Annotated in this window: 23 protein-coding genes and 1 pseudogene; 4 read left to right on the top strand and 20 right to left on the bottom strand. The window is 39.5% G+C overall.

The features are described 5' to 3' along the window. Positions 1–96: 96 nt before the first annotated feature. The 3 genes from ACQKMR_RS05125 to ACQKMR_RS05115 form a co-directional block, all read right to left on the bottom strand. Positions 97–267: an ATP-binding cassette domain-containing protein gene (locus ACQKMR_RS05125; protein ID WP_427696312.1), complete on the bottom strand. Its 171-nt coding sequence runs from the start codon at positions 265–267 to the stop codon at positions 97–99. A gap of 339 nt (positions 268–606) precedes the next feature. Further along, complete coding sequence (locus ACQKMR_RS05120) at positions 607–1,398, bottom strand: SDR family NAD(P)-dependent oxidoreductase (protein WP_427696311.1); 792 nt, start codon at positions 1,396–1,398, stop codon at positions 607–609. Positions 1,399–1,421: 23 nt separating this feature from the next. Continuing rightward, positions 1,422–2,390, bottom strand: a complete 969-nt coding sequence (locus ACQKMR_RS05115) for an MBL fold metallo-hydrolase (RefSeq protein WP_427696310.1) — start codon at positions 2,388–2,390, stop codon at positions 1,422–1,424. Between the two features lie 525 nt (positions 2,391–2,915). Between ACQKMR_RS05115 and proC the strand changes: the two genes are divergently transcribed. Continuing rightward, complete coding sequence (gene proC, locus ACQKMR_RS05110; protein ID WP_427696309.1) at positions 2,916–3,761, top strand: pyrroline-5-carboxylate reductase; 846 nt, start codon at positions 2,916–2,918, stop codon at positions 3,759–3,761. Positions 3,762–3,925: 164 nt separating this feature from the next. Here proC and ACQKMR_RS05105 read toward each other — a convergent pair whose 3' ends face one another. Beyond that, positions 3,926–4,357, bottom strand: a complete 432-nt coding sequence (locus ACQKMR_RS05105) for a VOC family protein (RefSeq protein WP_427696308.1) — start codon at positions 4,355–4,357, stop codon at positions 3,926–3,928. A gap of 289 nt (positions 4,358–4,646) precedes the next feature. Between ACQKMR_RS05105 and ACQKMR_RS05100 the strand changes: the two genes are divergently transcribed. Beyond that, on the top strand, positions 4,647–5,168 hold the full coding sequence (locus ACQKMR_RS05100; protein ID WP_427696307.1) for a MerR family transcriptional regulator: 522 nt from the start codon (positions 4,647–4,649) through the stop codon (positions 5,166–5,168). Between the two features lie 248 nt (positions 5,169–5,416). On the opposite strand, the gene ACQKMR_RS05095 is transcribed toward ACQKMR_RS05100, so the two are convergent. The 5 genes from ACQKMR_RS05095 to rnz form a co-directional block, all read right to left on the bottom strand. Next, positions 5,417–6,211: an ABC transporter ATP-binding protein gene (locus ACQKMR_RS05095; RefSeq protein WP_427696306.1), complete on the bottom strand. Its 795-nt coding sequence runs from the start codon at positions 6,209–6,211 to the stop codon at positions 5,417–5,419. A gap of 3 nt (positions 6,212–6,214) precedes the next feature. Beyond that, the gene (locus tag ACQKMR_RS05090) at positions 6,215–7,216 is read right to left on the bottom strand and encodes an ABC transporter permease (RefSeq protein ID WP_427696305.1); all 1,002 of its coding nucleotides are present in this window, start codon (positions 7,214–7,216) and stop codon (positions 6,215–6,217) included. A gap of 32 nt (positions 7,217–7,248) precedes the next feature. Further along, complete coding sequence (locus ACQKMR_RS05085) at positions 7,249–8,244, bottom strand: ABC transporter substrate binding protein (RefSeq protein WP_427696304.1); 996 nt, start codon at positions 8,242–8,244, stop codon at positions 7,249–7,251. 209 nt (positions 8,245–8,453) lie between these two features. Then, on the bottom strand, positions 8,454–9,275 hold the full coding sequence (locus tag ACQKMR_RS05080; protein WP_427696303.1) for a squalene/phytoene synthase family protein: 822 nt from the start codon (positions 9,273–9,275) through the stop codon (positions 8,454–8,456). A gap of 73 nt (positions 9,276–9,348) precedes the next feature. Next, positions 9,349–10,281, bottom strand: coding sequence for a ribonuclease Z (gene rnz / locus ACQKMR_RS05075; protein ID WP_427696302.1), 933 nt, complete (start codon positions 10,279–10,281; stop codon positions 9,349–9,351). A 230-nt stretch (positions 10,282–10,511) separates the two neighbouring features. On the opposite strand from rnz, the gene zwf reads away from it, so the two are divergent. Next, a complete protein-coding gene (gene zwf / locus ACQKMR_RS05070) occupies positions 10,512–12,011 on the top strand; it encodes a glucose-6-phosphate dehydrogenase (protein WP_427696301.1) in 1,500 nt (499 codons plus the stop codon). 145 nt (positions 12,012–12,156) lie between these two features. Here the strand turns inward: zwf and ACQKMR_RS05065 are convergent. The 7 genes and pseudogenes from ACQKMR_RS05065 to mce form a co-directional block, all read right to left on the bottom strand. Continuing rightward, a pseudogene (locus tag ACQKMR_RS05065) lies at positions 12,157–13,077 on the bottom strand (transposase); the annotation flags it as partial. Positions 13,078–13,340: 263 nt separating this feature from the next. Continuing rightward, entirely contained in the window at positions 13,341–13,502 is a 162-nt protein-coding gene (locus ACQKMR_RS05060) for a hypothetical protein (protein WP_427696300.1), read from the bottom strand. Positions 13,503–13,875: 373 nt separating this feature from the next. Then, the gene (gene gndA, locus ACQKMR_RS05055; RefSeq protein WP_427696299.1) at positions 13,876–15,288 is read right to left on the bottom strand and encodes an NADP-dependent phosphogluconate dehydrogenase; all 1,413 of its coding nucleotides are present in this window, start codon (positions 15,286–15,288) and stop codon (positions 13,876–13,878) included. 41 nt (positions 15,289–15,329) lie between these two features. Further along, on the bottom strand, positions 15,330–16,604 hold the full coding sequence (locus ACQKMR_RS05050) for a DNA polymerase IV (protein WP_427696298.1): 1,275 nt from the start codon (positions 16,602–16,604) through the stop codon (positions 15,330–15,332). Between the two features lie 360 nt (positions 16,605–16,964). Continuing rightward, positions 16,965–18,086 (bottom strand): tripeptidase T, encoded by a 1,122-nt coding sequence (locus tag ACQKMR_RS05045; protein WP_427696297.1) that lies wholly within the window; start codon positions 18,084–18,086, stop codon positions 16,965–16,967. Positions 18,087–18,341: 255 nt separating this feature from the next. Continuing rightward, a complete protein-coding gene (locus ACQKMR_RS05040) occupies positions 18,342–19,892 on the bottom strand; it encodes an acyl-CoA carboxylase subunit beta (protein WP_427696296.1) in 1,551 nt (516 codons plus the stop codon). Beyond that, positions 19,889–20,311: a methylmalonyl-CoA epimerase gene (mce, locus tag ACQKMR_RS05035; RefSeq protein WP_427696295.1), complete on the bottom strand. Its 423-nt coding sequence runs from the start codon at positions 20,309–20,311 to the stop codon at positions 19,889–19,891. Before mce ends, ACQKMR_RS05040 begins: the two co-directional genes overlap by 4 nt. Positions 20,312–20,487: 176 nt before the next feature. On the opposite strand from mce, the gene prli42 reads away from it, so the two are divergent. Further along, positions 20,488–20,583, top strand: a complete 96-nt coding sequence (gene prli42, locus ACQKMR_RS05030) for a stressosome-associated protein Prli42 (RefSeq protein ID WP_427696294.1) — start codon at positions 20,488–20,490, stop codon at positions 20,581–20,583. Between the two features lie 43 nt (positions 20,584–20,626). On the opposite strand, the gene ACQKMR_RS05025 is transcribed toward prli42, so the two are convergent. The 4 genes from ACQKMR_RS05025 to ACQKMR_RS05010 form a co-directional block, all read right to left on the bottom strand. Then, complete coding sequence (locus tag ACQKMR_RS05025; RefSeq protein WP_427696293.1) at positions 20,627–21,136, bottom strand: L,D-transpeptidase; 510 nt, start codon at positions 21,134–21,136, stop codon at positions 20,627–20,629. Positions 21,137–21,167: 31 nt separating this feature from the next. Next, positions 21,168–22,157 (bottom strand): aromatic acid exporter family protein, encoded by a 990-nt coding sequence (locus ACQKMR_RS05020; RefSeq protein WP_427696292.1) that lies wholly within the window; start codon positions 22,155–22,157, stop codon positions 21,168–21,170. 189 nt (positions 22,158–22,346) lie between these two features. Continuing rightward, a complete protein-coding gene (locus ACQKMR_RS05015) occupies positions 22,347–23,069 on the bottom strand; it encodes an amino acid ABC transporter ATP-binding protein (protein ID WP_427696291.1) in 723 nt (240 codons plus the stop codon). Further along, on the bottom strand, positions 23,062–23,721 hold the full coding sequence (locus ACQKMR_RS05010) for an amino acid ABC transporter permease (protein ID WP_427696290.1): 660 nt from the start codon (positions 23,719–23,721) through the stop codon (positions 23,062–23,064). Before ACQKMR_RS05010 ends, ACQKMR_RS05015 begins: the two co-directional genes overlap by 8 nt. Positions 23,722–23,813: the final 92 nt, after the last annotated feature.

Raw genomic sequence — 23,813 nt, 5'->3', positions numbered from 1 at the left:
AAGGATACCTACGCGTTCGCTTATTTCACGAAAACTTAATACATTCGGTTTGTTACCATCTACCGTTACTGTACCAGTCATTTCAGCTTCAATTGATCACGGAATAATCCCATTGAGCGTAAGAGCTAAAGTACTTCTTCCACCACCGCTAGGACCAGGAATTAGTACTTTTTCTCCTTTGTTCATCTGTAGGTTAATCCCTTTCAACACGTTTTTTTGTTGAAGGGGATAGCTTACTGTTAAATTATGAATGTTGAGATAGTTCATCTTTTTTCACTCTCTGTTGCCGATAAATTTTTCCCAATACAAAGTTATCTAGTACGCCTGTGCGACTTAAGGCATCAGCAATATTTTTGCTTCCCCATCCAGCTAAAAAGCCCAGCTGTAGGAGATAATCTAATCCATTAAAAAAAGCCGCTCCAAAGTGGAGCGACTTTAATAAAATCTTAGGAGAGTGGAAAAAGTGAAGTAGTTTGGTATCGGGAAGCCACACAACTCAAAGTACATTAAAGAGTTTTAGGAGAAAGAACCGGAACAAAGAATGAATTTTGTAGGTGCATAGGGAAGAAGACTTTCTTCTTAATTAAGAGACCAAATCAAAGAAGCCTATTTTTTAAAAAATGCTTTTTTCCCAAAAGTCTCGGTGATTCTCGGAAACATATTATACCATTTCCCAGCTAAATCCATCCAGCCAGGGAGGTTGATTTCCCTCTTATTAGTCAGCATAGCCGCCACAATTTTGGCTGCGACATCCTCCGGCTTAAGCATGAATTTTTCGATATTTTTCACGTATGCCCCAGATTCATCCGCAATGCTAAAGAAATTCGTTTCTATTGGCCCAGGATTGACCGTGGTCACAAAAACATGATCTTCCATTAGTTCAAGTCGGAGAGCGTTTGAGTAGCCAAGCACCGCAAACTTGGTCGATGAATACAATGTAGATTTGGGAGTGGCAATTTTACCGGCCTGTGAGGCGATATTAATAATGTGCCCCGATTTTCGCTTCTTCATATATGGGAGTACAAGTTTTGTGCAGGCCATCAATCCAATCACATTGACAGCAAACATCGCTTTTGTCTCATCTAATTCTGTATCCAGAGCTTCTTTAAACGTGCCGAAACCAGCATTATTAACCAATACATCCACTTCACCGATTTGAGCATGGATATCGGCAAATACCATTTCCACCTGGTGGGTGTCTGCCACATCAAGTTTATATGCATATGCATCAACTCCATATTGATTAGTTAGTTCATCCCTTAGCAGGTGTAATTTATCCAGGCTTCTTGCCAAGAGAACAAGGCGCCCTCCCTGCTTTGCTGCTTGAATCGCCACTTCCTTACCATTCCCTCCGGAAGCCCCGGTAATTACAATAACTTTCCCTTGCAACTTATTCAAAAAATTATCCTCCTCGAGAACGTTTAAGCGATTGAAAACAGAATTACTCCTGATTGAGTTTCTGTTTCGATTTCACCTAAGTCTTCTAAATAGTCTAGCTGACCGATCGTTTCCGATAGTGTTAGGCCGACTTCCTGAAGATATACTTTCGGGAAAAGTTGCTGACACACTTCAAATGCCGATAAAGGTTTATCTTGAAGCATACTTTTCACCTGCATGGCACGATTATGCTGCCGCTCATATCTATATTGAATCAAATCGGCAACCGCGTCTCCATCTACTTCAGATCCATGCCCAGAGTATACAGTGGATATAGATATTCCTAAGAATTTCTGAAGCGAAGCGTTGTATTGCAGTAGCGGACGTGGACGGTCACCGCCCGGAAGTAAAGGCGGTTCCATTAACGGATTAGGTGAAATTTTCGCAAGCAAGTGGTCACCCGCAATCATCAAGCCATCACTTTCACGGTAAAAGGATAAATGACTTTGAGCATGTCCAAGAGTCTCGATTGCTCGCCATCCTGGAAGTCCCGGAAGTTCATCTCCCTCAGCTAAAAACCCCTGTAACTTTCTTTCACTAAGGAATTTGATTTCGTCACGGTAATGAATCAAATTATTTTTCAACTCTTCAGCTACTCCAAACTTCGTAGCATAGTCCAGGAAAAAACGATTATGGTTTTCAAGGAACTCATCACTGATAGTCAGCCACCGCTGATTATTTTTATGTCCGTAAACAGGAACTTCTTTATCAAAGAAGTCGAGTGCACCGGCATGGTCCGGATGATGATGGGTCAAGATGATTTGTTCGATATCAGACAGTTTTAGCCCCAATTCGCCAAGCCCGTAAGTCAAAGCTTCTTTTGATTGTTTTGTTTTAACGCCAGTATCAATTAAAGTTAAAGCATCCCCTTTAACTACATAAACATTTACATCGCCAACTGCAAATGGCGTTGGCAAAGCAAGTTTAGCAATATCTCCATTCCAATTCACCATAATCATTTCCACCTTAAATATTATATTTATATAAATCTTTTTATACGCAATACCGATAAACCTGTCCATTTATCAAGAAAATGAATGTTTAATTACCATTTTACATGTATTCTTAAATATTGTCATTATTTTCACATAATTCGCGTATTTTTTTTGAAGCTAATTCATATATTATCATTGACAGAGTACTGATTCATCCTTCATAATCACAAGTAATTAAAGACGGCATGGCTGTGATTAAGGCCAAGTAAATTTATTGATGGCGTAAAGAGAGTGAAGCTCGGAAAGTGCTGAAAGGCTTCATCGCCCTCTCATTATTGAACCTACCTTATGAGCCTTCAGGAAAACCTGACGTAAATCCCGCGTTAGAGGAATCAAGTGCAGCTTTTCTATTTATTTTTTATGGAAAGTTGAACAAAGGTGGTACCACGGAAGCTAGACCTTTCGTCCTTTATCGGATGAGGGGTCTTTTTATTTTCCAAAAAAAGCGGACCATAAATAGTATGTACAAAAGGAGTGAGAAGTATGAAAAAAATCGCATTTATCGGAGCTGGATCAATGGCTGAAGCAATCATTTCGGGATTGGTCACTCAACAGGTAATTGACTCAGCAAATATTTTTGTTACAAATAAATCAAACGATGAACGATTTGATTATTTAAAGAAGCAATATGGTGTGACCGCAACAAGGTCACTGCAGCAATTACTACAAGATGCAAATCTAGTCGTACTAGCAGTGAAGCCAAAAGATATTTTAGAAACGATGCAATCAATAAAAGAATACATTCACGAAGAGATGCTGTTTATTTCCGTTGTGGCAGGGGTTCATACAACAAGTTTGGAAGGAATTGCCGATAAGCAAGTCTCCATCGTCCGGGCTATGCCTAATACATCGGCAGCTGTCGGAAAATCAGCAACGGCTCTTGCCGCGAATAGACATACAGACGAAGTACAATTACAAACAGCGATTACCCTTTTTGAAACGGTAGGGTCGGTCTCCATTGTTGAAGAAAAGCAGCTCGATGCAGTAACAGGCTTATCTGGGAGCGGCCCCGCTTATATTTATTACTTAGTCGAGGCATTAGAAAAGTCAGCAGAATCGATAGGGCTCGATTCTGAAACCGCGAAGCAATTAATCCTTCAGACACTAATAGGTGCGGCCGAGATGCTACAGAAATCACCGAAAACACCTAGCGTGCTTCGAAAGGAAGTAACATCACCAGGCGGAACCACAGAAGCCGGTTTAAAAGCCCTTCAAGCGCATCAAGTTCAGGAAGCGTTCATTGCCTGTGTTGAAGAAGCGACCGAGCAATCTAAGCGGATGGGTAAACAAATTAGTAAAGAGCTCGCCAAGTATGTAGTACCGCAGTAAAAAAGGACATTATAATAGGCTGTTGACTTAATACCCCATAATCGGAGGTGTTAAGTCAATAGCCTATTTAAAAGGAAGTAGTTCTTGTTAAAGAATTTAGCACTAAAACGTTGGTTTTTGTTATCTGAGCAAAAAGGGACCAGCCCCCTCAATTGTTATAACTATTACTTGATAATTAGCATATCAGCTTCATCAAAACTCCAATCCTCCGAATACGCAACTTCCCAATAGTAACCATCGAGGTCTGAAAAATAGCCACTATATCCTCCCCAAAAAACACGTTGTGGTGATTTCTCGATTATTCCTCCAGCCTTTTCAGCTTTTTTAATAATATCATCAACTTCTTCAATTGATTTAGCGTTATAAGCAAAAGTAACACCTGAAAATCCATTACGTTTAGGCGGTTCTTTCTCATTAATGTCTTTTGCTAACTCTTCTATAGGATATAAAGAAAGTTTTGTTCCTGCATTATTAAAAAAAACAACAGCAGGATTGTCCTCTTTACTCGGTGTATGGAATCCTAATCCATCCCTATAAAATCTTAGAGATTTATTAATATCACTAACCCCTAAAGTAATAAGGTTTATTCTGTTCATACTTGTCCCCCCCCTTTTTCTTTCTTCATATGATAATTCGACACTTAGATTTTTTTTCCTTTTTTTATTTTTGAACATCACAGTTACTAAAATAGCGCAATAAAAAAATCCATTCTTTATCAACCTCTAAAAAACGAGCAGAAAATGCCTAAGTGATTTCTTTAATCATCCATTTGGATGCAAATTACGTAGGAAATTCACTTTCTTTGCCGAATGATTACTTGTTTTGTCATCTGTAAAGGAATTCGCTCTTACATCTCGAATTCTACACCCAAAAGGGGGAATCTCAATGAATACAAGTGCAGTTGCCCGGTTACTGAATGTTTCCCATAGTACGATTCAACGCTGGGTTACCCAATTGAACATGGAGGTAGAACGAAATCAGCTCGGACACTATCAGTTTTCAGACGATGACATTGCATTATTGAGAAAAGTCCAAGATCAGCTGAACGAAGGAGTCATTCTCCAAAAGGTCAGCATATCAGAAAAGAAGATTAGAAAAGCAACCGTACAGAAACAGCATTCTGAAACGAATAAAGAACAACATGATCGAATGATAGAGCGGATTGTTAGGCTTGAAAATGGACTAAAGACAAAAGCAGATGACGTTGTCTCCTATCAGATTTTACAACACAGAAGCGATATGGAAGACATGCAAAAACTCGTTAAGAAGCTTGAAGCACGTATTGAAGAGTTAGAAACAAAAAAAGTTCCGCCAATCGATAATTTTTTTCTGGCTGCTGAAGAAACGGCTGCCACTAAAAAAACGAAGAAATGGCCGTTCATGAAAACGATTTTTGGAAATAACTGAACGTGTTGCTTCTTCATAGAGCACAGCCGTCAACGATTAATACAAAAGAATATGATTACCTTCCTTCTTCTACCTGCAAATTTAAGATTATACGAATGCCATTTGACCTCGATGTATATCCTTTAGCCCAAGACTCTTCGAACACAGAAATAATTCAAGAGCCTGAGCTGGTAATTAAATTACCTCAAATATAAAAAGGCCGCGGCCCCAAGGTTAAATTCCACCTAAGGGCCGGGCCTTTTCATCATTTAAATAAGCACAGCACGGTCATTGAGCATTTTTTCACCTTTAATACGCTGGAATTCGTTCAACAGTTTTTCAACAGTAAGCTCCTGCTTTTCGACGCCCCTAGCTTCAAAAATGATTTGACCTTTATCCATCATGATTAATGAATTTCCAAGATCTATTGCCTGCTGCATATTATGAGTCACCATCAGTGTCGTTAACTGATTTTTTTCGACGATTTCCTTCGTCAGATTCGTTACGAGCTCTGCTCTAGAGGGATCAAGAGCAGCTGTATGTTCATCTAGAAGCAGGATTTTAGGATCTGTGAAGGTTGCCATCAACAATGATAATGCCTGCCGCTCCCCTCCAGATAATAATCCGACTTTTGCACTCATTCGATTTTCCAAGCCTAAATGAAGCGTACTCAAACTTTCTTTAAAAAGTGCTTTCCGTTTTTTTGTCACCCCGAAGCCCAAGCCTCTTCTATTAGTTCTGCCATAGGCAATGGCCATATTTTCCTCAATCGTCATATGCGGGGCTGTACCAAGCATCGGATCTTGAAAAACACGGCCAATCATTTTCGCACGAGCATGCTCCTCGATTGTCGACACATTTTCACCATCAATGATGACTTCACCGGCATCAGGGAGAATCTTTCCGGATATCATATTCATCAACGTCGATTTACCTGCGCCGTTACTGCCAATGACCGTAACAAATTCACCCTTTGTCATTTGTAATTCAAGATTTCCGAGGGCTAGCTTCTCATCCGGTGTTCCTTCATTGAAGACCTTATAAATCTGATTTAGTTGAAGCAATTATTATCCCCCCTTCGATAAAGTCTCGATATGACGCACCTGTAATTCTTTGAGACGCTTTTTCTTGCGGCTTTTTTCCTTTTGTTTATCAGAAATTTTTGGAATAACAAGTGCTCCAACCACGATAAGCGCGGTAATTAATTTAACATCACCTGTATCAAGGAATTCTACACGAAGTGCCAACGTAACGACGATTCGGTATATAATCGCTCCACCAATAACTGCAAGCGTCGCCCGCGCAATCGTTTTTGCACCGAATAACGCTTCCCCAATAATGACGGATGCCAATCCAATAACAATGATTCCAATCCCCATCCCAATATCACTAAAACCGTTATATTGAGCGACCAAAGATCCAGAGAAAGCAACAAGTGCATTTCCAATTGCAAGTCCTAAAATCTTCATATTACCTGTATGGGCGGAAAAACTCTTAACCATGGCTTCATTGTCACCTGTCGCCCGTAGTGCAAGACCTATTTCCGTTTTTAAAAATGCTGACATTCCAGCCTGAATAATTACAGCTGCAATCAGCATCACAATTAAAATAGCCCATGTTTTTGGCAAACTATCACCAAGGCCTATGATCGATAATAGACCATTCAACATATTGTCCAACCCAGTGCCAGACCAGGCATCCTGAATATTCGTAATAATTGTTGTTTGAGAAAGCAACGGAATGTTCGATGCACCCATAATTCTTAAATTGATAGAATATAGGGCAATCATCATTAAAATACCTGCAAGAAGTGGATTAATTTTCCCTTTCGTATGCAGCAGTCCCGTCATTGTCCCTGCGATAAACCCGGCAACCATGGCACAAAACGTGGCTACAATCGGCGAGAAACCGTTAACAATCATAATAGCGGCAACAGAGGCCCCTGTCACAAAACTACCTTCAACTGTCATATCCGGGAAGTCGAGAATCCTAAATGTTAAATAGACACCAAGTGCCATAATCGCATAAATCATTCCCGACTCAAAAGAGTTGAATACGGCTGAGAACATTTTTTTCTTCCTTCCCTGAACTAAAGCAGAGTTTATTTTACAAACTCAGCATCTGCTTTCCATTCTTCTTTTATTTCAACACCCATACCTTTTGCTGCTGTTTCATTAATAACCAATTTCAACTTTTGTGGATATTGAACGGCGATGTCTCCCGGTTTTTTACCATCCTTTAAGATTTCAACCGCTTTTTGTCCTGCCTCATAGCCAATATCATAGTAACTGAAGCCATATGCAGCGAAACCACCAGCTTTTACAGAATCAAGTTCACCAACAAATAATGGAATATCCTGATCATTCGCAACCGAGATGACAGATTCTAATGCAGAGACTACTGTATTATCAGTAATTATATAGAAAGCATCTGCTTTCCCGATTAATGATTCTGCTGCCTGTTTGACCTCAGCAGAAGTCGAGACAGATGCTTCCACGACTTTTAATCCAGCTTTTTTCGCTTCCGCTTTTACACTTTTTATTTGGACGACGGAATTTTGCTCCCCTGTATTATAAACGGTTCCAATTGTCTTGGCGCCAAGTTCTTCCGCTAGGAATTTCATTGACTTTGCAATCGCTTCAGGATGGGAATCCGTCGTACCCGTCACATTTCCGCCTGGCTTATCCAGGGATGTAACAAGTTCCGCTGCGACTGGATCCGTTACAGATGTAAATACAATAGGAATATCCTTTGTTGCATTTAAAGCACTTAAAGCACTTGGAGTCGAATTAGCAAAAATCAAATCCACTTTATCCCCAACAAAGTTATTGGCAATCGTCTGACTGTTGTTTTGATCGCCCTGTGCAACTTGGAGATCATATTTGGCATTGATGTCGCTGTCCTTCAATGCCGCCTGGAATCCTTCATATGCCTGATCGAGAGAATCATGCTTAACGAGTTGTGTTACACCAATATTGAAGGTATCCTTACCGCTTTCATTTTTCGCAGTATCATTCGTTTTTTCATTTCCACAGCCTGCCAGTAATAAACCTGCGACCAATGTCATAGCTGCAGTTGAATATAATTTCTTTTTCATATTTTCCCCCCGCTTTTTTCTTAATTTAAGAATATGTCTTTCTAACGACGCCAGCTTTTTCGCTTTTATTTCCTAAATTATAATCGTTTAGTCCCAATTATTCCAATATATTTTTTAACTTTTTAGAATTTTGCGAGTTTTTATGTTTTAAACAATAAAAAAAGCTGCTGTGAAAGTTATTATTACTTTCACAGCAGCTTACTAAAATGTCAGTGTTCGACGACTTGGTTAACAATTTTGGTAACAGTCGCCCGATCGATTTTTTCTTTTCCTTCTTTCAAGACCTTTAATGTAGCCTTTGCCAATTCTAATGGTATTTTACAGAATTGGATAATTTCCTTTGTTTCAATATCTCCTATATACGTATCAGCTAATGCAAGATTATGTTCCGTATAGGCAAGCATCTCGTCGAAACCCCAACCATCTGGATAAAAGTTAACACCGCGCTCTGCATCTTCCTCACGGTTTCGAAGGATATTAACAGTTTGAAGTCCACGGCCAAATGCAATAGCAAGCTCATGATCTGTTTCTGTTCCATCATACCAGTTCCAAATATCAGATAGCATGACTCCAACTAAACCCGCAACATAATATGTGTAATCATCAAGCTCTTCCTTATTGTGAATCTGCCAGTCCTTCGCAACCCACTTTGCCATGCCTTCGGCCATTTCCTGTGTCGAGCCCAAAACTTTTGCGGTCGCACTAGGCGGACAATATTGAATCCAATCCGAAAGAAGCAAAGTCACTTCAGGTAAATCGTCCTTATACGGTTCAAACAAGGTCTGAAGTTCCTCTTCACTATAATCATCAGTCTTAAGCAGCTCACTAACAGCCTGTAATAAGGAAATCTTACTATCGGCAGGCAATTCGGGATGGTCTTCAATTTCATCGATAGCCCGCATGCAAAGGTAAGCAGCTCCAATGGCTTCCTGTAATCCCTTTGGAAGGTAGCTGATTGGAATGAAAAAAGTACGGCTTGTTTTTAAAAGAAAATCCATTGCCTTAGTATGTAGATTACTTTGGTCAGTCATTTTTTACACTCCTTTAAATATCCATTAAACAATTGAATTATTATACCAAACAATCGCTATGATTTCAGCTTCCCTATTCCTCAACATATAAGGGAATTTTAATCGCCATTAAATCTTCTGCCATTATCGTGTTTGCGAAAATTGCTTTACTTTCCTCTTTTAGCCGTTCCGAATCCTCAAGAGTATAGCGAGAACTAATATGAGTAAGAATTAGCTTCTTAGCTCCTGCTTTCATCGCCGTTTCTGCAGCCTGCACGGTTGTCGAATGAAAATAGGCCGATGCCATTTCAGTCTCTTCTGCTGAAAAGGTAGCTTCATGAACAAGAAAATCAGCAGATTCAGCAAGAATAAGAGCATTACTGCATACTCTTGTATCACCAAGAATCGTGATTACCCGGCCTTTTTGAGGAGCACCAAGATAATCTTTTCCATTCAAGACGCGACCATCATCGAGATGAACCATTTCACCGTTTTTCAAGGCTTTAAAAAGTGGCCCCGGCTTCACACCTTCTTGAAGTAACTGGTCTACAAGTAAGCTTCCTGGACGATCTTTCTCTACAATTCGGTAACCTACACTATAAATACCGTGATCAAGCGGCAAAGCAGTCACTGTAAACTGCTCGTCCTCAAACACTATACCTTCCTCTATTTCAATAATTTCCAATGGATATTTTAAATGAGTGCCACTGACTTGTAAGCTTGTCGTAATATAGGCATCAATACCTTTTGGACCATACACAGTCAATTTTTCTACCCCGCCCTGAAAAGACCTGCTACTTAATAAACCAGGAAGGCCAAAAATATGGTCACCATGTAAATGGGTAATAAAAATTTTTTCTATTTTACGCGGTTTAACTGCCGTTTTTAAAATTTGATGCTGTGTTGCTTCCCCACAATCGAATAACCAAACCGTTCCTCGTTCTTCCAATAATTGAAGAGCGATTGCCGTCACATTACGCGCTTTTGCCGGAACACCAGCGCCTGTACCTAATAAAACAAAATCCACATTCCTACCTCCGTTGCAAAAAACTTATACTGTAACTATAGCATAACAAAGAGGCTCTTTCATTTATGACTCTTTTAAAACAAGAGCCATTTTTAACTTTTAATGAAATATGAGAAAAAATGCGCAAATTGATTGCTTTGAGGGAAAGCTAACCGTAAAATTAGAAATTGGTACATACACGGAAATTCCAACTTCATACGACAGAATTAACGGAAAGTTGAGGTTTTAACATGACAGAAAACAATAAACCCACAGCATTAATCATGATTTTTGGTGCTACCGGAGATTTAGCGAAACGGAAATTGTTTCCTTCCATATATCGACTATTTCAAAAAAAGAAAATCAACAAATTTGCGGTCGTTGGTGTAGCAAGAAGGCCATTGTCCACCGAGGAGTTTCAATCAAGTGTAAAAGAATCCATCCTTACGTTCGGGCATGCGGAAGAAAGAGTCGATGAATTCATTTCCCATTTCCATTATCATTCTCATGATGTAACGAGCTCTGAATCGTATTTGCAGTTAAAAGGTTTTGCTGAAAAGTTAGACGGACAGTATCAATTAGAAGGTAATCGAATCTTTTATTTAGCGATGGCACCGGAGTTTTTCGGGACAATTGCAGAGCAGATTAAAGCACAGGGCTTGACTGATACGACTGGCTATAAGCGCCTTGTCATAGAAAAGCCATTCGGACACAGTTTCGAAACAGCACAAATATTGAATGAGCAAATTCGTACCGCTTTTGCTGAAGATGAAATCTATCGAATCGATCATTACCTAGGAAAAGAAATGGTTCAGAATATTGAAGTCATCCGCTTTTCCAATGCGCTCTTTGAACCGCTTTGGAATAACCGCTATATTTCTAACATTCAAGTTACATCAAGCGAAACGCTTGGGGTTGAAGAACGGGGTCGTTACTATGAAACCAGCGGTGCCCTTAGAGATATGGTCCAAAACCATTTGCTGCAGATGGTTGCCCTACTTGCTATGGAACCTCCGATTGCGTTGACAACAGAAGAAGTGCGCAGCGAAAAAGTGCGAGCACTGCGATCGCTGCGGCCAATGAAAGTGGAAGAAGTTAATCAATACTTTGTCCGTGGTCAATATGGCAGCGGACAAGTAGGCGAGCAAACACTTTCGGCTTACCGTGATGAATTGAACGTAAATCCAGATTCCAACACAGAAACCTATGTTGCAGGTAAATTGATGATTGATAACTTCCGTTGGGCCGGTGTTCCTTTTTATATACGAACAGGTAAGAGAATGGATGTAAAATCAACGAAAATTGTCGTCCAATTCAAAGATATTCCAATGAATCTGTATTATAAAACGGAAGAAACCTTGAATCCGAATCTTCTCGTTATCCATATCCAGCCTGATGAAGGAATCACATTATACCTAAATGTTAAAAAATCCGGGACAACGTCGAATACGAAGCCTGTGAAGCTTACCGTCTCTAACAAAGGAATCGAACATATTAACTCTCCTGAAGCATATGAAAAGCTTTTGTTTGACAGCATGCGAGGAGATGCTACAAACTTCACTCACTGGGACGAAGTTGCTCTTTCATGGAAGTTTGTCGACACCATTTCTAATGCATGGGAAAATACTAAAGAAGAATCGTTCCCTAATTATGAAGCAGGATCGACAGGCCCCCTTGCTTCCGATGAGCTTCTAGCCGAAGATGGACATATTTGGTGGCATATCGAGAAATCCGAAAAGAATAAAGATTAATTAAATAATAAAGAGGATGCAGTGAATCTGCATCCTCCAGTTTGTAGACAAAAGGGGTTCGGAATTAAAACATTCCGAACCCTTTTGAAATTCCCTTTGAATTTTGCTTAATATTAAGGAATTGGGTCTCTACGAGCCCACTATGTTAGGCCATTTTTGGACCTTGCCATGTCCAATTGGCCATCTTCTTTAAATTTATGGATGCGAAAGTAAGCATCGCCTGCATCGACAATTTTTCAAGTCCCCTTAAAGTAGTCCAACGCATACCATGCTTTTCTTTTGCATCTGCGAAAACACGCTCAATCGTTTCTTTACGTTTCGCATAGATAGGTTTTACATCTTGATGATGACGCAGATGATCTGCTTCTTCCATATAATCTTGCCAAATATGACGTGTCACTACTATTTGATGGTCTTTACTTTCGGTACACTTTGATAAAAATGGACATGTCACACAAATGTGTTTTGGTGATTTGTACTCGCGATAGCCCTCTTTATTCGCTGTTGAGTACTTTAAAATCTCGCCCGATGGGCATAGATAACAATCAAAATGTTCGTAAACATAGTCATACTTGCGAAAGAACCCTTCTTTTGTTCGTGGACGTGTATAGGGTAAAGCTGGTGTGATTTCTTTCCCAAAAAGGTAGCTTGTAATGGCTGGTGTTTTGTAAGCTGCATCTACGGCAACAGCTTCAGGTTTTCCAACTTTCTCAATCACTTGTTCAACAAGAGGCTCTAAGATATGACTATCATGCGTATTTCCCGGTGTTACAATCGTCCCCAGCACAAAACCGTTGCGGTCTGCAGCCGTATGAAATGAATAGGCAAACTGTTTTGTTCGTTCATCTTTTACATAGTAGCCGCTCTCAGGGTCAGTTGTACTTTCTTTAATCTCTTTGGTTTCTTCTTTATCAAATTTATCCGGTGGAAAAGGCTTCTTTCCATTATTTTCACGATCTTGATTTTTTTCTTCTTGAAGGCGTCCTTGATATGCTCGTGTTTCCTTACGAACGATTTTCTTTTCGAATTTTCGCTTATTCGCACTGGCTTTCACATGTGTTGAATTATGTTTCGAAAGCATCGTCATCACCTCAAGTTTTAATACTCCTATTTTAAAACAAAAAAGACTGTAGGCAAAAGCGGTTATATCTAATTGTTAAAACAAAGTTGATTGGAACGGAAGGCGCGAGACTCCTGCGGGGAAAGCGCGTTCCGTTCCAATCAGCGTTCGAATTTTTAAAACCCTCAAAAAAACTGTAGACAAACTCGATTTTCATCGAGTTTGTCTACAGTCTGGAGGATGCAGTGAATCTGCATCCTCTTCTCTATTCATGAGGCACTCTTCCTGACTAATTTCTCTCGGATAATATGAATCATTTCCTTGGATTTAGACTTTTCTTTATCTGTTTCTGAATTAACCCAAAATGATACACCAAATTCAAAGGCAATAAAAAATAACATAATAGCTAAAGCCACCCAAATGATATACACAGTTACCCGCTCCTTCTTTCTCTTAACGTCATACTGTATCGTTCAATCTTCATTAGACCTTACCTAGCCATTCCTTTTATCGCAGGTGTTTAAACCTAAAGAACAAGAATGAATGCCATATATAATACTATGATTTTTATCAAAAAAGAAAATGCAAAAGCCCTATTTATTACCAGTATAATATTACCATTTAACCCCTGTTCCAGCAATATATAAAAATTTTCTTCCTCATGCTTTAATTCGTATTACCCTTTTCATGTTCTATGTGAGGATGAAGTGGATTACATAGTAAAATGACAACTGCATTGGCGTAAAAAGGGCAAAAAAACCGGCTTAAAAGGGCAATCTCCCTTTTTAAGCCGGCTACTTTCATTTATTTTTCCATCCATTCTGTATGGAAAGTTCCTTCTTTATCGATACGTTGATACGTATGTGCACCAAAATAGTCGCGTTGAGCTTGAATCAGGTTTGCTGGTAGCGTTTCTGTACGATAGCTGTCAAAATAAGCAAGCGCAGATGACAAGCATGGAACAGGAATTCCATTCATAACTGCTGTAGACACTACCTCACGTAAAGCACCTTGATAGCTTTCGACAATACCTTGGAAATAAGGATCAAGAAGCAAATTGTTCAAGTTCGCTTTACGATCGTATGCTTCTTTGATTTTTTGTAGGAATTGTGCACGAATGATACAACCCCCACGGAAGATCATTGCGATTTCTCCATATTGGAGATCCCAGTTATTTTCTTCGGATGCTGCCTTCATTTGAGCAAAGCCTTGTGCATATGAACAAATTTTACTCATATAAAGAGCTTTCCGAATACTTTCAATCAAGGCCTTTTTATCACCAGTAAATGACTCTGTTTTTGGCCCCCGTAGGATTTTGCTCGCTTCAACACGCTCTTCCTTGATTGCTGAGATAAACCGCGCAAATACAGATTCCGTGATGATTGGAAGCGGTACTCCAAGGTCAAGGGCACTTTGGCTTGTCCATTTTCCTGTTCCTTTTTGGCCCGCTTTATCTAAAATGATATCGACCATTGGCTTGCCAGTTTCATTATCATATTTTTTGAAAATATCAGCAGTAATTTCGATTAAATAGCTATCAAGCTCTCCATTGTTCCATTTTGTAAACACTTCATGGAATTCTTCAGCAGTCAGACCAAGAAGGTTTTTCAAAAGGAAATAAGATTCGGAAATCAACTGCATGTCTCCATATTCAATTCCATTATGTACCATTTTGACATAATGTCCGGCTCCGTCTGGTCCGATATACGTACAGCAAGCATCGCCATCTACTTTAGCCGATATATCCTTCAAAATTGGAGCGACAAGTTCATACGCTTCTTTTTGACCGCCTGGCATGATAGAAGGACCTGTTAAAGCTCCCTCTTCCCCTCCTGAGACGCCCGTACCGATGAAATGAATACCTAATTGGCTTAACTCCTCATTGCGACGCTGAGTGTCCTTGAAGAACGTATTTCCACCATCAATGACGATATCGCCTTTTTCAAGCAGTGGTTTTAATTGTTCGATAGTAGCATCAGTTGCAGCACCAGCTTTAACCATCAATAGAATTTTACGTGGTGTTTCCAGAGAATTCACGAATTCTTCTAGGCTATACGCTGCTAATACATTTTTACCTTCTGCTTCTTTCATCATTTCGTCTGTTTTTGACCCTGAGCGATTATAGACGGAAATTGAATATCCTCTGCTTTCAATATTAAATGCAAGATTTTTACCCATTACGGCTAGTCCGATAACGCCAATCTGTTGTTTTTTCATGGTTATCTTTCCCTTCTCTATATCTTTACACAACTTATTAGCTAATCTTTGTCACCTGAAGGATTTTTCCTCCTTGATTGCTCAAAGAAATCTTTGCTGAAGCTTGTGTCTGTTCCGATCGAACGGTTTTTCAAGGATAATCCCTTTTTAATAATATTTTCTCCGTACTTATTTTGCAAGTGTTCCATCGCTTCGTACAAAGGTTCTTTTTCGGCGTCTTCTTGAAAGGAAAATATATCCAGTTGTTTAAAGGCCGATTCTTTTTCAATAACATCATAAGCGGTGACACCAAGAAGCCTAATTCGTTCCCCATTCCAATTTTTCAAAAACAAGTCTACAGCTCTATTCAAAATATCCGCTTTTTCAAAAACTGGATTAGGAACTGTTTTACTTCTGGTAATGGTGCGGCGGTCTTTATAGCGGATCGTCACACCAACTTTCTGACCAAGCAGGCGTTTATTTTTTAATCGGACAGCAACCTTTTCTGAAAGCTTTTCCAATATCCCAATCAGTTCTTTTTGATTAGAAGAATCATGTGGGAGCGTTGTCGAATTTCCAATGCTTTTATGGTCAAAAATAGCTTCCGGATCAACAACCCGAGAATCGATACCATTTGCTCTATCCTTTAAACGAGCGCCATTGATACCAAGCAGTTGCTTCAGCTGCCTATCGTGAGCATGAGCAAGGTCCCCAATTGTCATAATACCGATGGAGTGAAGTTTTTCCGATGTCTTACTGCCGATGCCATGCATTTCTCCCACTTGTAAAGGCCAGAGCGTTTCAGAAATATCTCTTTTTCTTAACACGGTGATACCCATTGGCTTTTTCATGTCAGAGGCCGTTTTGGCCAAAAATTTATTAGGTGCAATGCCGATACTACAAGGGAGGTCCATCGTTTTATAAATTCTTTCCTGAATGCTTTTGGCAATTTCTAGAGGTGAACCTAATTCGACACATTCGCTAATATCCAGATACCCTTCATCGATGGAGACCGGTTCAACCATTTCTGTATATTGTCGCAATACCTCAAAAATAGCCAGTGATGCTTTTCGATAACGTTCGAAATTCGGTTTCTGAATAATTAATTGAGGGCAAAGTTTTTTCGCCTGCCAAATAGGCATAGTCGTTTTAACCCCGAATTTCCGTGCCTCATAGCTGCATGTGACAATGATGCCTCTTCTTTCCTCTACATTACCGGCTATGGCAAGCGGCTTGCCTTTCAATGAAACATCATAGGACATTTCCACAGAAGCATAGAAACTATTCATGTCTACATGGAGAATGACCCTGCCATTTTTGGGATACATGTCCTTCATGTGACTGTCACATCCTTGTACAAGAAAAAATACCGTAAATTAGGGTCAATTAAAAATAACTATTTCTATATAAGGTACCCATATTTATCCTTGGTAACCACAGTGAAATGATACTTCTACTCCAAGAAAAACAGCCATCATATTATTGATGACTGTAGATATATCCCTGCAATGCTTGAACGCCTTATAGAGATGATACAAACTTTTGCTAATTCAAAGTATTACATCGGGCTGCCTGCACAACAAGTCCGATGGACCCAACTGTCCTTATCGCAATCCATCTATGTTCATGCTTGTCCGTCACCGATTTACTAGGAAAGAGCACCTTATTCATTTCACTCATGGTTTTACGGTCGATTATTATTCCCCAGCAACTTCCTTAATGATACTGACAACCATTTCAGCAAGCTTCGTTAATTCTTCAACAGGAATTCTCTCGTTCGTAGTATGAATATCTTCATAGCCTACAGCTAGATTGACAGTAGGAATTCCAAACCCTGCAATCACGTTCGCATCGCTTCCACCGCCACTTTTAACTAACTCGCATGGACGTCCGATATTCTCCGCTGCTTTTCTCGCGATTTCGACTACATGATCACCAGCCCCATATTTAAAGCCAGGATACATGACGTTGACTTCCACTTCGGCCCGTCCACCCATTTCGATGGCTGCGGTCTCAAATGCCTCTTTCATTCTTGCTACCTGTTTTTCCATTTTTTCAGGAATTAAGGATCTTGCTTCAGCTAAGATTTCAACATGGTCGCAAACAATATTGGTTTGCTGTCCACCTTGGAAACGTCCGATGTTGGCTGTTGTTTCATCATCGATACGACCTAGGGGCATTCTTGAAATTGCCTTTGAAGCAATAGTAATCGCTGAAACGCCTTTTTCAGGAGCAACACCAGCATGAGCTGTCTTACCTAAAATTACAGCTGAAACTTTAGCCTGAGTAGGTGCGGCAACCACAACATTCCCTACTTTTCCATCACTATCGAGTGCAAAACCAAATTTGGCCGTCACAAGGGAGCGGTCCAGTGCTTTTGCCCCAACTAACCCTGACTCTTCACCAACAGTAATAATGAATTCAATCGTACCATGTTCGATATTCTGTTCTTTAATTACTTTAAGCGTTTCTAATATAACCGCTAATCCCGCTTTGTCATCCGCTCCTAAAATAGTCGTTCCGTCTGACACTATGTATCCATCTTTAATGGAAGGTTTGATTCCGTTACCAGGCACTACCGTATCCATATGAGATGTGAAATAAATGGTATCTACACCCTCTTTGGTACCTTTCAAAGTACAAACCAAATTGCCTGCACCATGGCCAGTAACCGCCGTTGTATCATCTTCAAAAACATTTACACCAAGAGCCGTGAATTTTTCTTTCAACACTTTGGCAATTGCGGCTTCATTTTTTGTTTCAGAATCAATTTGTACTAATTCCATAAATTCGCTAACCAAACGTTCTTCATTAATCATAAAATAAAACCTCCAAAAAAGTTTTCCTCTTTAAGTATACTTCTAAAAGTGGTAACCCGGCAAATAATCCGAAAAGGAAAGAAGACTTCCTTAAAATAGCTTGTGTCTTCTTACATGTCGATAGGTCAAATTGAACTAGCGAATGCCGAGGATGACACGGATCTATGATAAGTGATTTACTTGTTCATATATTAACTTCGCCAGTAAAAAAGAAGCCCGAAACAAAATTTGTTTTGGGCTCCTTACAAGTTAGAATCACAACGGAATATTTCCGTGTTTTTTCCATGGTCGAGTTTCTTTTTTGTTGCGTAGCATTTCTAGAGACTGAATAATCTTGATCCTGGTTTCACGAGGATCAATAACGTCATCTACCATCCCAAGACTTGCAGCTACATATGGATTGGCGAATTTCTCACGATATTCTTCAATTTTATCTGTACGAGTTGCTTCCGGGTCTTCACTATTTTGTATTTCACGGGCGAAAATGATATTGGCTGCTCCAGCAGATCCCATAACCGCAATTTCGGCATTAGGCCATGCAAACGTAAGGTCCGCACCGATCGATTTACTATTAAGAGCCACATAGGCACCACCGTATGCTTTACGGAGAATGATTGTCAATTTTGGCACTGTTGCTTCAGAATACGCATATAGAAGCTTTGCTCCGTGACGGATTATGCCTCCGTGCTCTTGTTTAACACCAGGGAAGAAGCCAGAAACGTCTTCAAACGTAATTAATGGAATGTTAAACGAATCACAGAAACGAATAAAACGGGCAGCTTTATCAGAAGAATCAATATCCAGCCCTCCTGCCAATACCTTTGGCTGGTTACAGACAAGTCCCACTGATTTACCTTTAATACGTGCTAGACCGACCACAATGTTTTTCGCAAATTCAGCTTGTACTTCCATGAACGAACCCTCATCGACAACTTGCTCCAATACTTTACGAACATCATATGGACGAATCCCTTCATACGGAACAACATCCGTTAAGTCTGGACGGTAGTCATCTTCATCGTCTGCCTCCAAAACTGGTGGCTTTTCTTCATTGTTTTGTGGCAGATAACTTAGAAGACGTCTAACATCTTCTAAAACTTGTTCCTCTGATGCTCCCTTGAAATGAGCATTGCCACTTATGGTGTTATGTACAGTTGCTCCACCTAATCCTTCAGATGAAATCTTTTCACCTGTTACTGTTTCGATAACTTTTGGACCTGTAATGAACATCTGACTCGTTTTTTCAACCATGAAGACGAAGTCCGTTATCGCTGGAGAATACACTGCTCCACCCGCACAAGGTCCCATAATAACAGAAATTTGCGGAATAACACCCGAATAGATAGAGTTACGATAGAAAATTTGACCATATCCGTCCAGAGAAACTACTCCTTCTTGAATACGTGCTCCACCGGAATCGTTTAAACCAATGAACGGGGCTCCATTTTCCGCTGCCAAATCCATAACATTGGCAATTTTCAGAGCATGCATTTCCCCTAGTGCTCCCCCAAATACTGTGAAGTCTTGGGAAAACAAATAAATGTCGCGCCCATTGACTTTTCCGTAACCAGTGACAACCCCTTCTCCTGGCCCTTCTGCCTTTTCCATACCAAAATTAGTATTACGATGTTTGATAAAAGGATTTAGTTCAATGAACGTGCCTGGGTCCACTAAAAGTTCAATTCTTTCCCTTGCTGTAAGTTTACCTTTCTCATGCTGCTTATCGATTCTTTCTTCACCGCCACCTAGTTCCACTTTCCGGCGTCTGTCGTACAAGTCATTAATTGTTTCATATATGTCTGTCATTTCATTTCCTCCTTTGATTCAGCTCTTTCACAAAGCTCATATAATACACCCGCTGTTGATTTAGGGTGAACGAAAGCAACATCAGCATCGTGTGCTCCTTTTCTTGAGGTGTCATCAATCATTCGAATGCCTGATTCTTTAATTTCTTTAATCCGATCTTCGATATGTTCTACACCTAGGGCAACGTGATGAATACCTTCGCCGCGTTTTTCAATAAATTTGGCAATTGGACTTTCTGGTGACAACGCTTCCAACAACTCTAAACGAGTATTCCCTGCTAAGATAAATGCAACTTTAACGCCTTGGCTTTCTACTGTCTCAATTCCTTCGAGCTCCAACTTCAGCGTATCAGTGTAAAGCGGCAAAGTTTCATCAAGTGACTTAACAGCTATGCCGATATGATCGATATTTTTAATCATTCAAATAAACCCCTTTATGCTATGTACTATTAGACAACAACTCTATTAAAATTCTACTAATCTGGTGGAAAATTTCTTTAACTTTCGGAATAATAAGAACAATATACTTTTGCTTGTTTCTACTAAATGTTCAAGTTAAAATAAAATTAATCAAACTGTTTTGAGGAGAGAGCATAATGAGAAATAAAAAAATAAGAAAGATCGTTGTGTATTTAATGCTTATCTCGATGTTATTAACGACATTATTATCAGGTATCGCATTTCTTTTGTAATAGATATACGGAAGGAGAGGGGAGCCAAAAGCTTCCCTCTTCTTTATTTAATGGCTCCATATTTTTTTGCCATTGTTTTAAAATCCTCTTTGGATATAGTAATTAACACCTTTGATCCAATCGGGACCTTTTCGTACAAACGCTCCACATCGGATTTATACATCCGGACACAGCCATTTGAAATATATTTTCCAACTGATGCAGGTTGATTTGTACCATGTATCCCATAAATCCTGCCATCCGTATTTCGTGCGTCAAATCCTATCCACCTTGATCCCAGTGGATTCCTAGGGTCGCCACCCGGAATATTCTTTTTTCGATAATAGGGATTAACCGCTTTGACCTTAACCGTAAATAATCCTTCAGGCGTCAATTCTTGACTCTTTCCTGTGCCGACCGGTAGTATCTCCTGAACCTCGTTATCATCGATAAAAGCCAATTTATTGTTAGCTTTATTGATGATTATAAACGGGTCGCCGGTCTTTACTTGTTGAGCCTGTACCTGAAGTGGCAACAAAGACAGGATAAGCAATAAAGAAAGGATCCATTTCATTTCTATCAATTCCTTTACTTTTTTGCTTAGTTTAAGCCAAGTGCCTCTTTTTCATTCGATTATTGGTTAGCTTAGGTAATCCTTTGAAGGAATGCTTAAGCAATAAATAGCGCTCCATTTCCTTCATGAGCTGCAGTAACGCGGCCCTTGATTCAAATTCTTCTCGGGTTAGCGGAAGTTCCATTCCCCTAAAAAATATCACCATTTCTTCAAGCTTCTTCAGATAAAGTATGGCTGTATTTTGTGGGTGAACATTTTCTGCAAGATCTTCAATAAAATCAGCCACTATCCCGCTTTGCTTAACTATCAGAGGAATATTTGTGACTAAAGGAAGAATCCGCTCAATTATTTCAAATTGCTTTTCACGCATTTTGAAATAATGGTAATAAAGGTCTTCTTCCCTTAAAAAATGATTTTCTACGTCCCGGAAAGCAAGGCTTTTGGCTTGATTAAGAAGATTAGCTGTTTCTGTAATTTCCTTTCCATCCCAGGTGTGATCATTATCCCGTAAATAGCGAACAATTCCCATCAAAATCGCACTAAAATTAGTTTCAATTTTTTCCTGATAGGCAAGCAGTTTCTCATCAAGACTAGGCATGTACAGATTCATGACAAGTGCTACCCCTACTCCTACTGCGATTAATATTGTTTCATTAATCAAAAGAGCAAAAGTGATGTCACCCGACCCATATAGATGCATGATGATGACGCTGCTCGTTACAATCCCTTCATTAATCTTCAAAGCAACTGTAGTTGGAATGAAAATCAAAAGAATCAATCCTATTATCAATGGATGGTAAGCAATAAACTGAAACAATAGGGTGGAATAAACCATTGCAATTAAACAAGCCAAAAATCGATGCCAGGAGGCATACACCGATTTCTTTTTTGTAACTTGTATGCATAAAATCGTAATGATTCCCGCAGCCGAAAAATGATCCAGGTTAAGCATTTGTGCAATAATAATTGCCAAGGTTGCCCCCAAAGCAGTTTTAATCGTTCTGTATCCGATCTTAAACATTGTTATGTATCACCTGGCTCTTTCACTATCTATTATAATACTATCAGCAATTTAGATAATTTTACAGTCCTTAGAACGAAAATTTTCAATTTTTAAAAATACATTCCCTCAAAAATACATTATATGGATAAAATAAAAAAAGGTAACCAAAAGTTACCTTTTTTTATAATTATATACTAATACTTTAGCTTATAAAACTTTTTCTAAAAAGTCTTTTGCACGCTGACTTTTCGGATTGGAGAAGAATTCTTCAGGAGCACTTTCTTCAACAAGTTGGCCTTCGTCTAAGAAAAGCACACGATCGGCCACTTCTTTAGCAAATCCCATTTCATGCGTTACAATCAGCATAGTCATCCCTGTATGAGCTAGCGACTTCATAACTTCGAGTACTTCTTTTACCATCTCAGGATCAAGTGCTGAAGTAGGCTCATCAAATAACATTACTTCCGGGTTCATCGCCAATGCGCGAGCAATGGCTACCCTTTGTTTTTGTCCACCGGATAGACGGTTAGGATAAGACGATTCTTTATCAGCCAACCCTACTTTTTTCAAAAGCTCACGACCTTGATTTACCGCTTCCGCCTTCGATAATTTTTTCACCTTCATAGGCGCGTATGTCAGATTCTCTAGCACGGTTTTATGTGGGAATAAATGAAAATGCTGAAATACCATCCCTACATTTTCACGTACTTTCATAATGTTGGTCTTTTTTTCAGTTATCATTTGATCCTTAAACCAAATTTGACCATCAGTTGGTGTCTCAAGCATATTGATACATCGTAAGAAAGTTGATTTTCCTGAACCAGAAGGACCGATAATCGCTAACACTTCACCCTGTCCTATCTCGGTGCTAATTCCCTTTAATACCTCGAGCTTACCATAATTTTTTTTGAGTTTATCAATTTTAATCACTGCGTCTCATTCTCCTTTCAAGTACTTTGCCTAAGATGGTAAGAACCATAACCATCACATAATAAATGAGACCGGCAAATAAAATCGGCTCGAAGAATTTATATGTCTCACCGCCGACAATATAAGAACGGCGCATAATATCTCCTAATCCAATAATTGTGACAACTGCAGATTCCTTCGTTAAAGAAATCAATTCGTTTACTAGAGATGGCATGATATTCTTGATAGCCTGCGGAAGAATAATGTTAAGCATCATGCTGGAATAGGGCACCCCAAGTGCTAGCGCAGCCTCACGCTGTCCTTTATCAACCGCTAAAATACCTCCCCTGATTATCTCTGAGATATATGCGGCAGAGTTTAAGCCGAAAGCTAAGAACGCTGCTTGAAATGCTTCGATTTGAATTCCTAATATTTGTGGTGAACCAAAATAAATAAGCATCAATTGCAGGACTAATGGTGTACCGCGGAAAATCGATGTATAAAAGTCAGCAATCCAATTTAATGGCTTAATTCTACTGATTTTCAGTATTGATAATAATATCCCCAAAACAAAACCGATGACAGCCGCAACCGCTACAACCTTTAAAGTAGTCGGTATTCCCCCCATAATATATGGAAGGGACGGCATAATCCTCTCAAAATCCAGATTCACTCCATTCATCCTCTCTTATGAAGGCCAGTACCTAGGCCTTCTTGCTTCATTTTCAAAACAATAAAGCGCGGAAAAACGCTCAGAAGGCATAC

Source organism: Peribacillus sp. NPDC096540, assembly GCF_050278525.1.
In the GTDB taxonomy this organism is placed as follows: domain Bacteria; phylum Bacillota; class Bacilli; order Bacillales; family DSM-1321; genus Peribacillus.
This window is presented reverse-complemented; position numbering and strand designations above follow the sequence as displayed.